The sequence below is a fragment of the Clostridium sp. AM46-21 genome, from assembly GCF_003480025.1.
Lineage (GTDB): Bacteria > Bacillota > Clostridia > Lachnospirales > Lachnospiraceae > Coprococcus > Coprococcus ammoniilyticus.
Genome location: NZ_QUIB01000012.1, coordinates 69,998 through 86,337 on the forward strand (window position 1 = coordinate 69,998; position 16,340 = coordinate 86,337).

The window sequence follows — 16,340 nt, forward strand, 5'->3', positions numbered from 1 at the left end:
TACCCATGACTCTTTTTTCTATTGCGTAGGCAGAGCGGAGCTTTCAGGAGGTAGCGGATGGCCTTTTTATGTATATAGATCAGACAGGAGGAAGCACTACAATGAAGATGATATCGTGGAATGTGAACGGAATTCGCGCATGTGTTGGAAAGAATTTTATGGATTTCTTTAAAGAGGCAGATGCAGATATTTTTTGTATTCAGGAATCAAAAATGCAGGAAGGACAGCTTCAACTGGAGCTTCCGGGTTATTATCAATATTGGAATTATGCAGAGAAAAAGGGATATTCCGGAACTGCTATTTTCGCAAAGAAAGAGCCGTTGTCAGTGGCATATGGAATCGGTATAGAAGAACACGACCATGAGGGACGAGTCATCACACTCGAATATGATAATTTTTATATGGTTACTGTATATACGCCAAATTCACAGAATGAGCTTGCCAGACTGGACTATCGTATGAAGTGGGAGGATGATTTCAGAGAGTATCTGAAGCAGTTGGAACAGACAAAGCCGGTGGTAGTATGTGGGGATATGAATGTGGCACATACAGAGATCGATCTGAAAAATCCAAAGACCAATCGTAAGAACGCCGGATTTACAGATGAGGAAAGAGAAAAATTCAGTACCCTGCTTGACAGTGGATTTGTTGATACGTTTCGTTTTTTTAATCCGGACGCAGAAGGCATTTATTCCTGGTGGTCTTACCGTTTTAAGGCAAGAGAGAAGAATGCCGGATGGCGGATCGACTATTTTTTGACCTCAAAGGTTCTGGAATCCAGACTTGTGGATGCAAAGATCCATACAGAGGTGTTGGGTTCCGATCATTGTCCGGTAGAACTTGATATTGACCTGTAATGGTGCCATTTATAAGAATAAATGCATACTAATAGGCGAAAGCAAAGATTACAGCACTTGCGGGTGTAGAAGAATAGAAAAAATGATAAAAGGAGAAATTATATATGCCAGTTTTTGATTTCAGTGATAAACCGGTAAAGAATGAGGATACGGTTTGTACCTATACGGCATTTCAGTCAAATGCAAAGGAAAAGACACCGGAGGAACCGATTCTGGTGTTAGATAACAGTGAGAGACAGTGGATCCATCATGCGCTGGGCGTTTTTACAAATCCGGCAAAGCGTACTGCTTTTGAATTCAAGGAAAATGGGGAGACATTTTCAGCAGATATTTTAAAGATTGATTCCAGATTTGTCAGTCTGATCAAATGGCTGGGAGAAAATCATATCAGTGTACGTCTGTCCGGTAAAAATCTGGAAGACGGATATGCAGTATACAGAATCCGAGAGACAGCATTTGGTGGCGGAACCAAGTTATCTGCGGCAGATGGATTTTTACAGTTTATGATCGAACGACTGCTTGCAAGTACAGCATCAGAGGAAGTCGAGGAGGATGACGATGCAGACGAGGAAGGCGACGATATGAAGCTGACCAGTCTTCAGAGCATTTCTGATTTTATGACATGTGCGGGCAGAACGATGCCGGATAATATCCGTCTCTGGGCGAGAAGAAATCTTGCTGTTGCCAGATCAAATGAGGTGTCACCGGAGGAGCGTCGTCATGCACAGAGAGCACTCTCGATCATGATGAATATTCAGTGGAAGAGCAATTATTTTGAAGCGATCGATCCGGTTGAAGCAAGACGGATTCTGGATGAAGAATTATATGGAATGGAACGTGTAAAGCAGAGGATCATGGAGACGGTTATCCAGATCAACCGAACTCATACCCTTCCTGCTTATGGACTTCTGTTGGTCGGACCTGCCGGTACCGGAAAATCACAGATCGCGTATGCGGTTGCCCGTATTCTGAAACTGCCATGGACAACCCTTGATATGAGTTCGATCAATGATCCGGAGCAGCTTACAGGAAGCTCCAGAATCTATGCAAATGCAAAGCCGGGTATCATCATGGAAGCATTCTCGATCGCAGGAGAATCCAATCTGGTATTTATTATCAATGAGCTTGATAAGGCTGCATCAGGAAAGGGAAATGGAAATCCTGCGGATGTACTTCTGACTTTGCTTGATAATCTTGGATTTACAGATAACTATATGGAGTGTATGATCCCGACCGTTGGCGTATATCCGATCGCAACGGCAAATAATAAAGAAGATATCAGTGCGCCATTGATGTCACGTTTTGCGGTTATCGACATACCGGATTATACCTTTGAAGAAAAGAAGATCATTTTCAGTAAATTTGCATTGCCAAAGGTATTGAAGCGGATCGGTCTGAAAGAGAATGAATGTATCATTACAGAGGATGGGCTGGATGCGGTCATAGAAGAATTCAAGAATACCTCCGGTATCCGTGATCTGGAGCAGGCAGCCGAGCATCTGGCAGCAAATGCACTCTACCAGATCGAGGTAGATCATGTACCACAGGTGACCTTTGACGCGGAGGGCGTGAGACATTTGTTCCTGTAGGAGATTTCCTGTAGGAATGTTGCCGGACGGCTGTTTTTAGTTAAATGAAAATGGAGCGTAAGTAAAAATGATAAAATTAGTAGCAAGTGACGTGGATGGAACTCTTGTTCCTGACGGAACATTTGAGATCAATCCTGAGATCTATGATGTAATAAAGGCATTAAAAGAAAAGAATATAACTTTTGTAGCAGCAAGCGGCAGGCAGTATGCGAGCCTTAAGAAGTTATTTGCACCGGTTGCAGATCAGATCTTATATATCCCGGATAATGGCGGATTTGTCAGAGGAAGCAAGGGCGAAACATGGCTCAAACGTCCGATGGAGAAAGACCTGATCCGTGCGATCGTGGAGGATGCAGAGAAGCTGCCGGATGTAGAGCTGTTGCTCTGTGGAAGGGATTATGCCTATGTTGGAAGCGAGGATGGACGACTGTATAACTGGATGCGGGAAGCATATCGCTATGAGATCAAGGCAGTGCCGGATCTTACCGATATTAATGATGATATCGTGAAGATCTCGATATTTCACCCGGAGGATGCAGAGCGGATCGTAAAAGACTGGTTTTATGACAAATGGAAGGATACCATTCTACTGGCACCTGCCGGAGTTTACTGGGTAGACTGTTCGGAACCATCGATCAACAAGGGAAGTGCATTACAGTTTCTGCTTGATAAATATGAGATCAAACCGGATGAAGTTATGGTATTTGGTGATAATATCAATGACCTTGGTATGCTTGCCTGTGCAAAGGAAAGCTATGCGATCGGAAGTGCCAGAGATGAGGTAAAGCAGGTAGCAGCCCATGTAGCAGATACGATGCGCAATCAGGGTGTGATCAAGGTGTTAAAGGAGCAGCTGTTAAAATAAACTTAGACAGTAGTTGTGATTGAAAAAGGAGTGAAGCCTGATGGCATGTACAACGATATTAGTTGGAAAGAAGGCATCCTATGATGGATCAACGATCATTGCCAGAAACGATGATTCAGGATCCGGTCATTATATGCCGAAGAAATTTGTAGTCGTAGAACCGGAAGAACAGCCAAAGATCTACCATTCGGTTCTGGCGCATCTGGAAATTCCGCTTCCGGAAGAAGCGATGCGCTATACCTCGATGCCAAATGCAGTCGATGGTGAGGGCATCTGGGCGGCAAGCGGTGTAAATGCAGCCCATGTTGCAATGACAGCGACCGAAACCATTACATCGAATCCGAGAGTGCTCGGTGCAGATCCTCTGGTCGAGTATCAGCCGGCAGAGAACGGAAACGAAGAAATATCGGGCGGAATCGGAGAAGAAGATATTGTCTGTCTGGTACTCCCATATATAAGAAGTGCGAGAGCAGGTGTAGAACGTCTTGGAAATCTGCTTGAAACGTACGGAACCTACGAGATGAATGGAATCGCATTCCAGGATCAGGATGAGATCTGGTGGATGGAGACGATCGGAGGACATCACTGGATCGCGAAGAAAGTGCCGGATGATGTCTATGTTGTGATGCCGAATCAGTTCGGCACGGATGTATTTGATATGAAGGATGCATTAACGGATCAGAACGCACATATGTGCTCAAAAGATCTGGCGGAATTTATCGAGAAGAATCATCTGGATCTGACTATTAGAAGAAGCACAGAACGTAAGGACGAAGATGCGGATCTGCCGTTTGGTAGATTCATTAATCCAAGAGAGATATTTGGCAGCATGATGATTCGGATCATGTCTACAATACGCCAAGAGCATGGTTTATGGAGCGGTACCTGAATCCGAAGACGTACCGCTGGGATGGTGAAAATGCAGATTACACACCGGTATCGGACGACATTCCATGGAGTCTGATTCCGGAGTATAAGGTGACGATGGAGGATGTCAAATATGTGTTGTCCTCGCATTATCAGGGAACACCATATGACCCATATCTTCCATATGGAGATAAGAAGATGGCAGGTGCATATCGTTCCATCGGCGTTAACCGGACTGATTTCATGTCTGCGATCCAGATGCGACCATATGGAGCAGAGGACAGCCGTGTGATCGAGTGGGTGGCATTTGCTTCAAATGCGTTTAATGTCATGGTGCCATTTTATGCAAATGTGGACACAACACCGGAATATCTGGCGAACACGACCGCTGATGTATCTACCGATAATTTCTACTGGAACAGCCGGATGATCGCAGCGATGGCAGATGCATCTTACAGCAAGTCGCTGTTTCATATCGAACGGTATCAGGAAACCATGCTTGCGAAAGGGCATGAGGTGATCAACCGATACGATGAGCAGATAGAAAAAGAACCGGATGTCGGTAAACGAAGTGCGCTTCGAGAGCAGGCCAATCAGGAAATGGCAGATATCCTCCGGAAAGAGACCGGTAATACGCTTTCCAAAGTCTTATATGAACTGAGTAATCAGATGAAGAATTCTTATGCGAGATCGGATGCTTAAGGCATCGGCATAGAGAAGCAAGAAATACAGGAGAAAAAGTAGAAAATATGAAACGAGAATCATTTAAATCCCGTTTAGGCTTTTTATTAGTAAGTGCGGGATGTGCGATTGGAATTGGAAATGTATGGAGATTCCCATATGTGGTAGGAGAAAATGGTGGAGGAATATTTGTATTGTTCTATCTGCTGTTCCTTGTGGCGATGGGGCTTCCGGTTCTGACGATGGAGCTTGCGGTCGGACGAGGCAGCAGAAAGAGTGCAGTTCTGGCCTATAAGGAGCTTGAAAAACCAAAGAGTAAATGGCACATTCATGGATGGTTTGCGATCCTTGGCTGTTATGTTCTGATGATGTATTACACAACCGTATCCGGCTGGATGGTATCTTATTTTTATAAATTTGTCACAGGCGAATTCAAGGCCGGTATGGATGCGGATGCGACCGGATCTGTATTCTCGGATCTGCTTGCCGATCCGAAGCAGATGGGCTTCTGGATGATCCTGACGGTTATTGTCGGATTTATCGTATGCAGCCGTGGGCTTCAGAATGGTCTGGAACGAATCAGTAAGATTATGATGACAGCACTGTTGGTGCTGATCGTGGTACTGGCAGTTCACAGCATTACTTTATCAGGAGCCGGTGAAGGTTTACGGTTCTACCTGATTCCAAATCTGTCAACGGTTGAGAAAGTCGGTATCGGAAATGTGATCTCCGCGGCTATGAATCAGGCCTTCTTCACTCTGAGTCTTGGTGTAGCTGCGATGGAGATCTTCGGAAGTTATATGAGCAAGGATCATGCGCTGGCAGGCGAAGGTGTGCGAATCTGTGCCCTGGATACATTTGTTGCTGTTATGTCAGGATTGATCATTTTTCCGGCATGCTTCAGCTATGGAGTAGAGGTCACTGCAGGACCAAAGCTGATATTTGTAACGCTGCCGAATGTATTTGTAAATATGGCAGGCGGCAGGATCTGGGGTTCATTGTTCTTTCTGTTTATGACATTTGCAAGCTTTTCTACGGTTATCGCCGTATTTGAAAATATCATGTCATTTGCGATGGATATGTTTGGATGGAGCAGAAATAAAACGGCTTTCATCAACTGTATCATCATACTGATCGCAAGTCTTCCTTGTGTTCTGGGATACAACGTGTGGAGTGATTTGCACCTGATCGGTGGCAGGGATGTATTAGACAGTGAGGACTTCCTGGTAAGTAATCTTCTGCTCCCACTCGGTTCACTGATCTATCTGTTGTTCTGTGTTACGAAATGGGGTTGGGGCTTTGATAATTATATTGAGGAAGTAAATACCGGTTCCGGAGTGAAAATGTCCGTAAAATTAAAACCATATTTCCAGTTTGTACTTCCTGTTCTGATCCTGATCATTCTGATTCAGGGACTGTTATAAAGAAGATTTTCAAGATAAAATATGAGAAGATATTTGGGAGATCAGACGGTATATGGATACGAAAAAATATGAAGATCAGATACCTGTAGATGAAGGTTTACAGGGAAATGAGACAATCGAAGAAGCAATCCTTGTTTTACAGCAGGAACCGACAGAAGAAATGCTTGCACATACACTTACAGTGATAAGACGACGTGCGAGAGCAAATGGACAGTTCATTGTTGCTGTTATACCACCGGCGGGTGCGGAGAGCAGTTTGCAGATCCAGGCGATCCAGACCGAGGATGAGCGGTACTGGTGGATGGCATTTACCAGCTTTGATGAGGAGATAAAGGGCGGTGAAGCCGTAATGTCAACCTTTATGGCAGATATCAGCCATCTCTTTGAAGCAGCTTTAATGACGGACGATATAGAGGGCATTATTCTGAATCCCTGGAACCGTGCATTAATGTTGGATAAGAGCCTGCTTCAGCTGATTCTTGCAGGAAAGTAGCTCAACATTAGAAAATGCCATTTTTTGTATAAAAAGTTTAGAAAAATTAATTTTTCACAAAAACAGTTGTTTAAATTTCACAAAAATATAATGAGAAATGAAAAGAATTGTGATATAATCAGAAAGTAGTGTAGTAGTACACTACTTTTTGTTTTTTATAGGCAAGAGCCGTTTGCGGCTCCTTAGTCGTACCAATAAGATAGAGTAATAGGAGGATGGAAAGATGGCAAGATTTACGTTACCTAGAGATATTTATCATGGAAAGGATGCATTAGATGCATTAAAAACTTTTAAAGGAAAAAGGGCGATGATCTGTGTTGGCGGTGGCTCGATGAAACGCTTTGGATTTCTGGATAAAGTAGAAAAGAATCTGAAAGAGGCAGGAATGGAAGTTCAGTTATTTGAAGGCATTGAACCGGATCCGTCTGTTGAAACAGTTATGAAGGGTGCCGCTGCCATGTTGGAGTTTGAACCGGACTGGATCGTAGCGATCGGCGGAGGTTCTCCGATTGATGCGGCAAAGGCAATGTGGATCAAATATGAATATCCGGACATTACATTTGAAGATATGTGTAAGGTATTTGGTATTCCTTCCCTTCGTAAAAAAGCTCATTTCTGTGCAATTTCATCTACTTCAGGAACTGCAACTGAAGTAACGGCCTTTTCAATTATCACGGATTATCAGAAGGGCATCAAATACCCGATCGCTGATTTTGAGATCACACCGGATGTAGCAATCGTTGATCCTGAGCTGGCAGAGACAATGCCGCAGAAGTTAGTTGCTCATACCGGTATGGATGCAATGACACATGCGATCGAGGCATATGTATCAACCGCAAACTGTGATTTCACAGATCCGCTTGCATTACATGCTATTAAGATGATCCAGAATGATCTGGTTGGTTCTTATAACGGAGACATGGAAAAACGTGACGCAATGCACAACGCTCAGTGCCTTGCAGGTATGGCATTCTCAAATGCGCTTCTGGGTATTGTTCATTCTATGGCACATAAAACAGGTGCAGCATTTGCGGATTATGGCGCACACATCATTCACGGTGCGGCAAATGCAATGTATCTGCCGAAGGTCATCGCATTTAATGCAAAGGATGAAACTGCAAAAGAAAGATATGGAGTGATCGCAGACTTTATGGGACTTGGCGGTGATACATTAGATGAGAAGGTAACACTTCTGATCAACTATCTGCGTAAGATGAACGATGATCTGAATATCCCACACTGTATCAAACATTATGGTGCTGACAGCTATCCGGCAGAGCAGGGCTTTGTACCTGAGAATGTATTCTTAGAGCGGTTGCCTGAGATCGCAGCAAATGCAATATTGGATGCATGTACAGGATCAAATCCAAGACAGCCAAGTCAGGAAGAGATGGAGAAACTCTTAAAGTGCTGTTATTATGATTCAGAGGTTGATTTCTAAAAGTAATTGATTTATAAGAGGTACAATACTGATATAAAATAAGAATCCAGGGTATTTTTGGAACAAATTCCGAAAATACCCTTTTAAATGTCAGGTAAAACTTGATTTCTCAGGGATAGCACTTTATACTGGAAAAGTAGTGTGCCTTTATGGAAACGAATGTAGCAGAATGCTTATCATAGGGCATAAAAAACAAAAGAAAATTTTGGAGGAGAGAAATTGAAGATCAAAAGAAAACAGATAGCGATGCTTATATTCATTGCGATCATAATCGTACTCATGGTGGTAACCGGTAAAACACCGGGGGAGATCGCAGATCCGGAGAATTATCAATGTAAGACCTATGCAACGATATTATCTCTGCTTCCACCGGTTATTGCGATTGGTCTGGCACTGATCACAAAGGAGGTTTATACCTCATTGCTTGCAGGTATTATCACAGGTGGATTATTATATTCGAATTTCAATCTGGAGTTAGGTATCAATACCATGCTGTTTAATGAAAATGGCGGTATGATCGCGAAGCTTTCAGATTCAGGAAATGCGGGTATTCTGGTATTTCTTGTTATGCTTGGTATTCTGGTATCCCTGTTAAATAAAGCCGGAGGTTCTGCGGCATTTGGAAAATGGGCATCAAAACACATTAAGACAAGGATTGGTGCACAATTATCCGTTATGGTTCTTGGAATCCTGATCTTTGTAGACGATTATTTTAATTGCCTGACTGTAGGCAGTGTCCTTCGTCCTGTAACAGATCGTCATAAAGTATCAAGAGCCAAATTATCTTATATTATTGATGCTACAGCAGCACCGGTGTGTATCATAGCACCGATCAGTTCATGGGCTGCCGCTGTTACATCATCCGTACCGGAAGATGCCGGAATTAACGGATTTGCAGTATTTATCCAGACAATTCCATATAATCTGTATGCGCTTCTTACGTTAGTCATGGTACTTGGAGTAACCATTCTTCGTGTTGATTTCGGTCCGATGAAGAGACATGAAATAAATGCGATCGCAGGGGATCTGTTCACAACTCCGGGAAGACCATATGAAGATAATGAAGAAGAAATTTTAAAAGAAAATGCACATGTGCTGGATCTGATCCTGCCGGTTGTTGTGCTGATCATAAGCTGTATCATTGCAATGGTATATACAGGTGGTTTCTTTAGCGGAACATCATTTGTAGATGCATTCGCAAATTCATCCGCATCGGTTGGTCTGGTGCTTGGTGGTGCTGTTACACTGGTATTTACGTTTATTTATTTCATGCTGCGTGATACCTTATCCTTCCGGGAATTTACGGAATGTATACCGGAAGGTTTCAAATCAATGATCGCACCGATCCTGATCCTTACAATGGCGTGGACACTTTCCGGTATGACGAATCTCCTCGGCGCAAAGGTATATGTAGCTGATCTGGTATCCAGTTCTGCCGGTTCCATGCAAGGCTTCCTGCCGATGATCATATTCATTGTTGCAGCCTTACTTGCATTTGCCACCGGAACGTCATGGGGAACTTTCAGTATTCTGATCCCGATCGTGATCGGCGTATTCCCATCCGGACAGATGATGGTAATCTCTATCGCATCCTGTCTGGCAGGTGCGGTATGCGGTGACCACTGCTCCCCGATCTCAGATACAACGATCATGGCATCTGCCGGGGGACATTGTGAGCATGTAAACCATGTATCTACACAGCTTCCATATGCACTTGTTGTAGCTGCTGTATGTATGGTTGGATATCTGTTGATCGGAATTCTTCAGGCTGCAAAGCTTGCCGCACTTTCATGGCTTGCGCTTCCGGTTTGCATCGTGCTGTTATTTGTAATTCTAATGCTTATTCGTGCAAAAACCGGACGTGAAGAGATTTAGATTTCGGATATTTTCACCGAAACGCATGGACATATTTAAGGGCGTACGATCTGAATTCGAAAAACCTGCCAGATTATAGTAAAGGAAATTAGTAGTAAAATATGTTAGAAACAATTGAATCAATTAACAATGTAGTCAATAACTTTATATGGGGAGTCCCTGCCATGATCTGTATTATTGGTGTCGGTCTGGTGTTAAGCTTCCGAACCCGGTTTCTGCAGATCCGGAAATTCCCATATGCGATGAAAGTTACGATCGGGCGAATGTTTCGAAAGAAGCAGGCTGCTGATGGAGCCATGACACCGTTTCAGGCGGTGTGTACCGCGCTTGCGGCTACGGTCGGGACAGGAAATATAGCAGGCGTTGCCGGAGCAATCGCTATCGGTGGACCGGGTGCCGTCTTCTGGATGTGGATATCCGCACTTCTTGGTATGTGTACAAAGTTTTCAGAAGTAACACTTGCCGTTCATTTCCGGGAGAAGAATGATAAGGGCGAATTTGTCGGCGGACCGATGTATTACATTAAGAATGGTCTGAAGAAACACTGGCACTGGCTTGCATATCTGTTTGCGGCATTTGGTGTGATCACAGTGTTCGGTACAGGAAATGCCACACAGGTAAACACGATCACGACAGCGATCGATTCTGCATTATTTAATTATGGAATTATTTCAAAGGATTCCGTATCAAACATAAATCTGGTCATCGGTATTGTGCTCGCAGTCCTGCTTGCATTGATCCTGCTTGGCGGGATTAAGAGAATCGGACAGGTAACAGAGAAGCTGGTACCATTTATGGCGTTGTTCTATGTGGTGCTTGCGCTTGGAGTCGTAATTTTAAATATCAATCATGTGCCGGCAGTATTTAAAGAGATTGTGGAAGGCGCATTTTCACCGGCGTCAGTAACCGGTGGTGTTGTTGGAAGCTTTTTCATGAGCATGAAGAAGGGTGTATCAAGAGGTATCTTTTCAAATGAGGCCGGGCTTGGTACAGGTTCAATCGCACATGCATGTGCAGATACAAGAAAGCCGGTAAAACAGGGATTCTTTGGAATCTTTGAAGTATTCGTAGATACTATAGTTATCTGTACCCTGACTGCATTGGTTATACTTTGCAGCGAAGTGCCGATCACATATGGACAGGCAGCGGGCGCTGAGCTTACGATTAGTGGGTTTACTGCTACATATGGCAACTGGGTATCACTTTTTACAGCTGTGGCAATGTGCTGTTTCGCATTTTCAACTATTATTGGTTGGGGATTATATGGTGCGAGGTGTATCGAGTTCCTGTTCGGAACAAAGGTAAATAAGCCGTTTATGTTTGTTTATTCACTGGTTGCTATCGTTGGTGCAACCTTAGATCTTGGATTGCTCTGGAGTATTGCAGAGACTTTCAATGGTCTGATGGCGATACCAAACCTGATCGCAGTATTCTTGCTTTCCGGTGTAGTTGTGAAGCTGGTCAGGGAGCATTTTGATCTGGAAGCAAGGGAAGAAGCATAATAAAAATAACAGATAAGTAAAAATAATAGATAAACAAAAAACATCTAATCGGATAACAGATATGAATATGTCGTTAACCGATCGGATGTTTTTTTCTTTATGGAAAGTCTTATTGCATAAAGCAAGGAACTTCAGATTAAAATTTCGTCAAATCAAAATTTTTTCAAAAAATATAAATTTGTATCAACTTTTTCTCATCCTTAAACATCTAAATAATAGAAAACAAAGTAAGAAATACTTTTGAGATAGATAAGGAGGAACGGATAATGCGTCAGAATAGGAATAGAGTCAGATTACAAAAAAGAAGAAAGATGTTCTTAATGCAGCAAAAGAGAAAGAGAAGGAGAAGAAGACAGCAGATATTTATGCGTGGAACGGCAGCAGCAATGCTTCTGTTTGCGTTCTGCATCAGTATTCGGTTTATACATATGGCGAAAGACAGACCGATTGTAGAAGGATCAACGCAGGAGCCTGTGACAACAGAGGTAAGTACGACAGAGACAAGTACGACAGAGAGTTCCGGAACCGGTAATGTGAAAGAGACATTGCTGACAGGCCGGGGAGATGATACTACAACAGGATCAGTAAAAAACATGGATTTAAAGAGCGATGACAAATCAAATGATTTTTCGGATGCGGTATTTGTCGGAGATTCCAGAACGGAAGGCTTCGTGTTACAAACCGGTATACAGACAACCGCATATGTACACAAGGGATTAACTGTTGCAAGCGCATATACCGCAAAAGTAATCCATCAGGACGATGAAGACCGGTCAGTGATGGAGGCACTTGCCAGAACAAGATATAATCGTGTATATTTAATGTTTGGAATCAATGAGACAGGCTGGATCAGTAATGATATATTTATCTCAGATTACAAGCAGATCATTGATGATATTAAGGCACAAAATCCATCTGCAAAGATATTTATTCAGTCGGTACTTCCGGTAAGTAAAGCGGTATCGGATTCCGGCGGATATGTCAGAAATGATAAGATCGCGGAATATAATAAACGATTAGAGCAGCTTGCAGCGGATGAAGGTGCTACATTTGTGAATGTGCAGGAAGCGGTATCAACAGATGGAGTTCTGCCGGATGATGCGGCCACAGATGGAATTCATCTGAATAAGAAATATTGTGAAAAATGGCTCACATATCTGGAGGAACATACACTGGATAAATAAAAATATTAACAGAGGGAACAGAACGTGAATGAGCGTAGTATTTTAAGAAAAACGAAATATCAGAATGAACGTGCCGGTTATAAAAAGCAGGAATCACAAGATACGGGAATCCGGTCAACTGTGGTGATACGATTTATTGAGGATAATCAGGAGAAGTTTTATCGGATGGCATTTAGCTATATGAAGAATGAACAGGATGCTTTAGATGCGGTTCATGATGCGGTTGTTAAGATACTGCAGAACCGGAGCCAGGTAAAAAGTCCGGAATACTTTGAAACATGGGCGTATCGTATACTGATCAATGAATGTCTGATGGCTTTGCGAAGACAAAAAAAGGTTGTCTATCTGCAGGAGGATGATTCACTTGAAGACAGTACAGACAGAACGGGAAAGCAGGAGGAATATGTCGATCTGTATCATTCTATGGATCGGCTTCCGGCAAAATTGAAAACAGTCGTTCTTCTGCGTTTTTTTGAAGATATGCCATTTGACAAGATCGCAGAGGTTACAGGAGATAATATCAACACAGTAAAATCAAGGTTGTATAAGGCTTTGAAACTCTTAAAGCTGGATTTGGAGGTTTATGATGAAGTTTAATAAAGAGGAATATGAAAATATAAAAATCCCGGAACAATTGAATTCCATAGTTCAGGATGCGATAGAAGAAGGACTGACGACAGAGAGCACAGGGATGTCGGATCAGAAGCCTGTTAATATATATACGAGACGGAAGAAACATATACTGCGTTATGCAGGAGAGGCCGTAGCTGCAACATTTTTGATATTTGTGGTTCTGCTGAATGTATCGCCGACGTTTGCAAAGGCAGCTGCCGATACGCCGTTTATCGGTTCTGTGTGTCAGGTATTTACCTTCCGGGAATATGAATATGCGGATGAAGCCAAATATGTAAATGTGAAAGTTCCGCAGTTGAATAATACCGGAAATTCCGAACTGGAAAAGCGTGTGAATCGTGAGATAGCAAAGATGATCAACCAGGAAGTGGAAGCAAGTAAGAAGCGTGCGGAAGAAGAGTATAATGCTTATATATTAACCGGGGGAGATCCGAAGAACTTTATTCCATATGATATCGTCATTGACTATGAGGTCAAATGTCTGGATGAACATTATGTATCCTTTGTGATCAGTGAAAATGAGACCCGGGCAACCGGTTATTACCAGATGTTCTATTATAACATTGATCTGGATACAGGAAAGGATATTACATTAAAAGAATGGTTTGGCAGCAATTATAAGAAGATCATAGCCGATGAGGTTCAGAGGCAGATCAATACCTGGGACGACGAAAAGAAATTCTATCTCTGGGAAGATTTAGATCTGGAAGATCTGATCAATGAAGATACACAGTTTTATATCAATGACAAGGATCAGGTTGTGGTATTTTTTAATAAATATGAGCTGGGCGCAGGAGCAATGGGAACGCCGGAATTTATAATTGATGTATCAAAATAATAGAAAATAAAAAGCTGTAAAGGAAATGTGAAATCTTTATAAAAGAGATTGACATTTCCTTTTTTTCTGGCTATATTGTTCTAAAAGAAACTTAGCACTCTTGCGACATGAGTGCTAACAGACTTTTGCCTGTATAACCAATACCAAAAGCTGTGTCAACACAGGTCAGCGGCGATTGCTGCGATAATTTGCGAAACTCAGAAATAATACAGGAAAAGGCAGTACATATATGTAGAAATTACAGGTACCTGCCGGAAAGAGAGGAGACATATGAAAGAAGTAAAATCACCCAAGAAGCCGTTGATCTTCTATTATGGGATCGTGCTGGTCGTTCTTCTGGTTTTTAATATGTTTATTTATCCGCTTCTGATGAAGATACAGGTCAAGGAAGTAGATTACGGAACATTTATGAAGATGATCAATGAGAAAAATATTGGCGAAGTAGAGGTGGATGATTCCGAGATCATCTTCACAGACAAGGATAAGAACACATACTATAAGACCGGAGCTATGGATGATCCGGGACTGACGGAACGGTTATACGATGCCGGAGCGGTATTTTCAAAGAATGTTGATGAAACGGTATCACCGGTCTGGAATTTCCTGTTGAGATTTCTTCTTCCGATTATTATATTCATCGGACTGGGCCAGTATTTCAGTAAGAAGCTGATCGAACAGGCGGGCGGTAAGAATGCGATGTCCTTTGGAATGGGCAAGAGCAATGCCAAGGTATATGTGCAGTCGACAAATGGTATCCGTTTCTCGGATGTCGCAGGAGAGGATGAAGCAAAAGAGAATCTGGCAGAGATCGTTGATTATCTGCACAACCCTGCGAAATATACGGATGTCGGTGCTTCGATGCCAAAGGGTGTCCTGTTAGTAGGTCCTCCGGGAACCGGTAAAACAATGCTTGCAAAAGCAGTTGCGGGAGAGTCCAATGTACCGTTCTTCTCGATGTCCGGTTCGGAATTTGTAGAAATGTTTGTAGGTATGGGTGCCTCCAAGGTCAGAGATCTGTTCAAGCAGGCAAAGGAGAAAGCCCCATGTATCGTATTTATCGATGAGATCGATGCAATTGGTAAGAAACGTGACGGACAGATCGGAGGAAATGATGAAAGAGAACAGACATTGAATCAGCTCCTGACTGAGATGGATGGTTTTGAAGGAAACAACGGCGTTATCATTCTGGCGGCAACAAACCGACCGGAATCGCTTGATCCTGCACTTACCCGTCCGGGTCGATTCGACCGTAGAGTCCCGGTTGAACTTCCTGATCTGAAAGGAAGGGAAGCAATCCTTCAGGTACATGCCAGAAAGATCAAGGTTTCGGATGATGTGGATTTCCATACGATCGCAAGAATGGCAGCAGGAGCTTCCGGTGCAGAGTTGGCAAATATCGTAAATGAAGCAGCTCTTCGAACAGTACGGGCAGGCAGAACGATCGTTACAGAAGCAGATCTTGAAGAAAGTGTAGAAGTAGTTATCGCAGGATATCAGAAGAAGAATGCTGTTTTATCAGATAAAGAAAAGCATGTGGTTGCCTATCATGAGATCGGACATGCGCTCGTAGCGGCCATGCAGTCGCACTCAGCACCGGTACAGAAGATCACGATCATTCCGAGAACTTCAGGTGCGCTCGGCTATACCATGCAGGTGGAGCAGGGAGACAGATATCTGCTGACAAAAGAAGAACTGGAAAATAAGATTGCAACCTTTACCGGTGGACGTGCAGCAGAGGAAGTGGTATTCGGTGAGGTTACGACCGGAGCATCGAATGATATCGAGCAGGCAACGAAGATCGCACGGGCAATGATCACCCAGTATGGAATGAATGGTGACTTTGATATGGTTGCGATGGAAGCGAGAAATAATCAGTATCTTGGCGGGGATACATCCCTTACCTGTTCACCGGAAACCCAGAGGGAGATCGACCGCAAGGTTGTAGAACTGGTGAAGGTTCAGCATGAAAAAGCACGTAAGATCTTAGAGGAGAACCGGGAAAAGCTGGATGAACTGGCAGCCTTTTTATATGAGAGAGAGACGATCACAGGAGACGAATTTATGAGCATTTTACAGGATAAGAGGTGAGAA

The 16,340-nt window shown here is 43.0% G+C and carries 12 protein-coding genes and 1 pseudogene; all 13 read left to right on the plus strand.

Annotation, left to right across the window (positions count from 1 at the left end):
- The first annotated feature begins 101 nt into the window (after positions 1-101).
- The 13 genes and pseudogenes from DW959_RS09475 to ftsH all read left to right on the plus strand — a co-directional run bounded on the left by DW959_RS09475 (position 102) and on the right by ftsH (position 16,337).
- On the plus strand, positions 102-857 hold the full coding sequence (locus tag DW959_RS09475) for an exodeoxyribonuclease III (RefSeq protein WP_044945919.1): 756 nt from the start codon (positions 102-104) through the stop codon (positions 855-857).
- A gap of 104 nt (positions 858-961) precedes the next feature.
- A complete protein-coding gene (locus DW959_RS09480; protein WP_117823021.1) occupies positions 962-2,446 on the plus strand; it encodes an AAA family ATPase in 1,485 nt (494 codons plus the stop codon).
- Positions 2,447-2,513: 67 nt separating this feature from the next.
- Positions 2,514-3,311 carry an HAD family hydrolase gene (locus tag DW959_RS09485; protein ID WP_117808598.1) on the plus strand — a complete coding sequence of 266 codons (798 nt, stop codon included), beginning with the start codon at positions 2,514-2,516 and terminating at the stop codon, positions 3,309-3,311.
- Between the two features lie 40 nt (positions 3,312-3,351).
- Positions 3,352-4,880: pseudogene (locus tag DW959_RS09490) on the plus strand (C69 family dipeptidase).
- A 47-nt stretch (positions 4,881-4,927) separates the two neighbouring features.
- Complete coding sequence (locus DW959_RS09495) at positions 4,928-6,283, plus strand: sodium-dependent transporter (RefSeq protein ID WP_117823019.1); 1,356 nt, start codon at positions 4,928-4,930, stop codon at positions 6,281-6,283.
- 52 nt (positions 6,284-6,335) lie between these two features.
- Complete coding sequence (locus DW959_RS09500) at positions 6,336-6,776, plus strand: SseB family protein (RefSeq protein ID WP_117823017.1); 441 nt, start codon at positions 6,336-6,338, stop codon at positions 6,774-6,776.
- A 223-nt stretch (positions 6,777-6,999) separates the two neighbouring features.
- The gene (locus DW959_RS09505; protein ID WP_021944524.1) at positions 7,000-8,217 is read left to right on the plus strand and encodes an iron-containing alcohol dehydrogenase; all 1,218 of its coding nucleotides are present in this window, start codon (positions 7,000-7,002) and stop codon (positions 8,215-8,217) included.
- Between the two features lie 219 nt (positions 8,218-8,436).
- Positions 8,437-10,092, plus strand: a complete 1,656-nt coding sequence (locus DW959_RS09510) for a Na+/H+ antiporter NhaC family protein (RefSeq protein ID WP_330584347.1) — start codon at positions 8,437-8,439, stop codon at positions 10,090-10,092.
- Positions 10,093-10,193: 101 nt separating this feature from the next.
- Entirely contained in the window at positions 10,194-11,594 is a 1,401-nt protein-coding gene (locus DW959_RS09515) for a sodium:alanine symporter family protein (RefSeq protein ID WP_118483440.1), read from the plus strand.
- Positions 11,595-11,860: 266 nt separating this feature from the next.
- Positions 11,861-12,778: a GDSL-type esterase/lipase family protein gene (locus tag DW959_RS09520; protein ID WP_118483438.1), complete on the plus strand. Its 918-nt coding sequence runs from the start codon at positions 11,861-11,863 to the stop codon at positions 12,776-12,778.
- Between the two features lie 24 nt (positions 12,779-12,802).
- The gene (locus tag DW959_RS09525) at positions 12,803-13,375 is read left to right on the plus strand and encodes a sigma-70 family RNA polymerase sigma factor (RefSeq protein WP_118483436.1); all 573 of its coding nucleotides are present in this window, start codon (positions 12,803-12,805) and stop codon (positions 13,373-13,375) included.
- Positions 13,362-14,249 (plus strand): DUF3298 and DUF4163 domain-containing protein, encoded by an 888-nt coding sequence (locus DW959_RS09530; RefSeq protein ID WP_118483434.1) that lies wholly within the window; start codon positions 13,362-13,364, stop codon positions 14,247-14,249. Before DW959_RS09525 ends, DW959_RS09530 begins: the two co-directional genes overlap by 14 nt.
- Before the next feature lie 270 nt (positions 14,250-14,519).
- The gene (ftsH, locus tag DW959_RS09535) at positions 14,520-16,337 is read left to right on the plus strand and encodes an ATP-dependent zinc metalloprotease FtsH (protein ID WP_117808814.1); all 1,818 of its coding nucleotides are present in this window, start codon (positions 14,520-14,522) and stop codon (positions 16,335-16,337) included.
- Positions 16,338-16,340 lie beyond the last annotated feature (3 nt).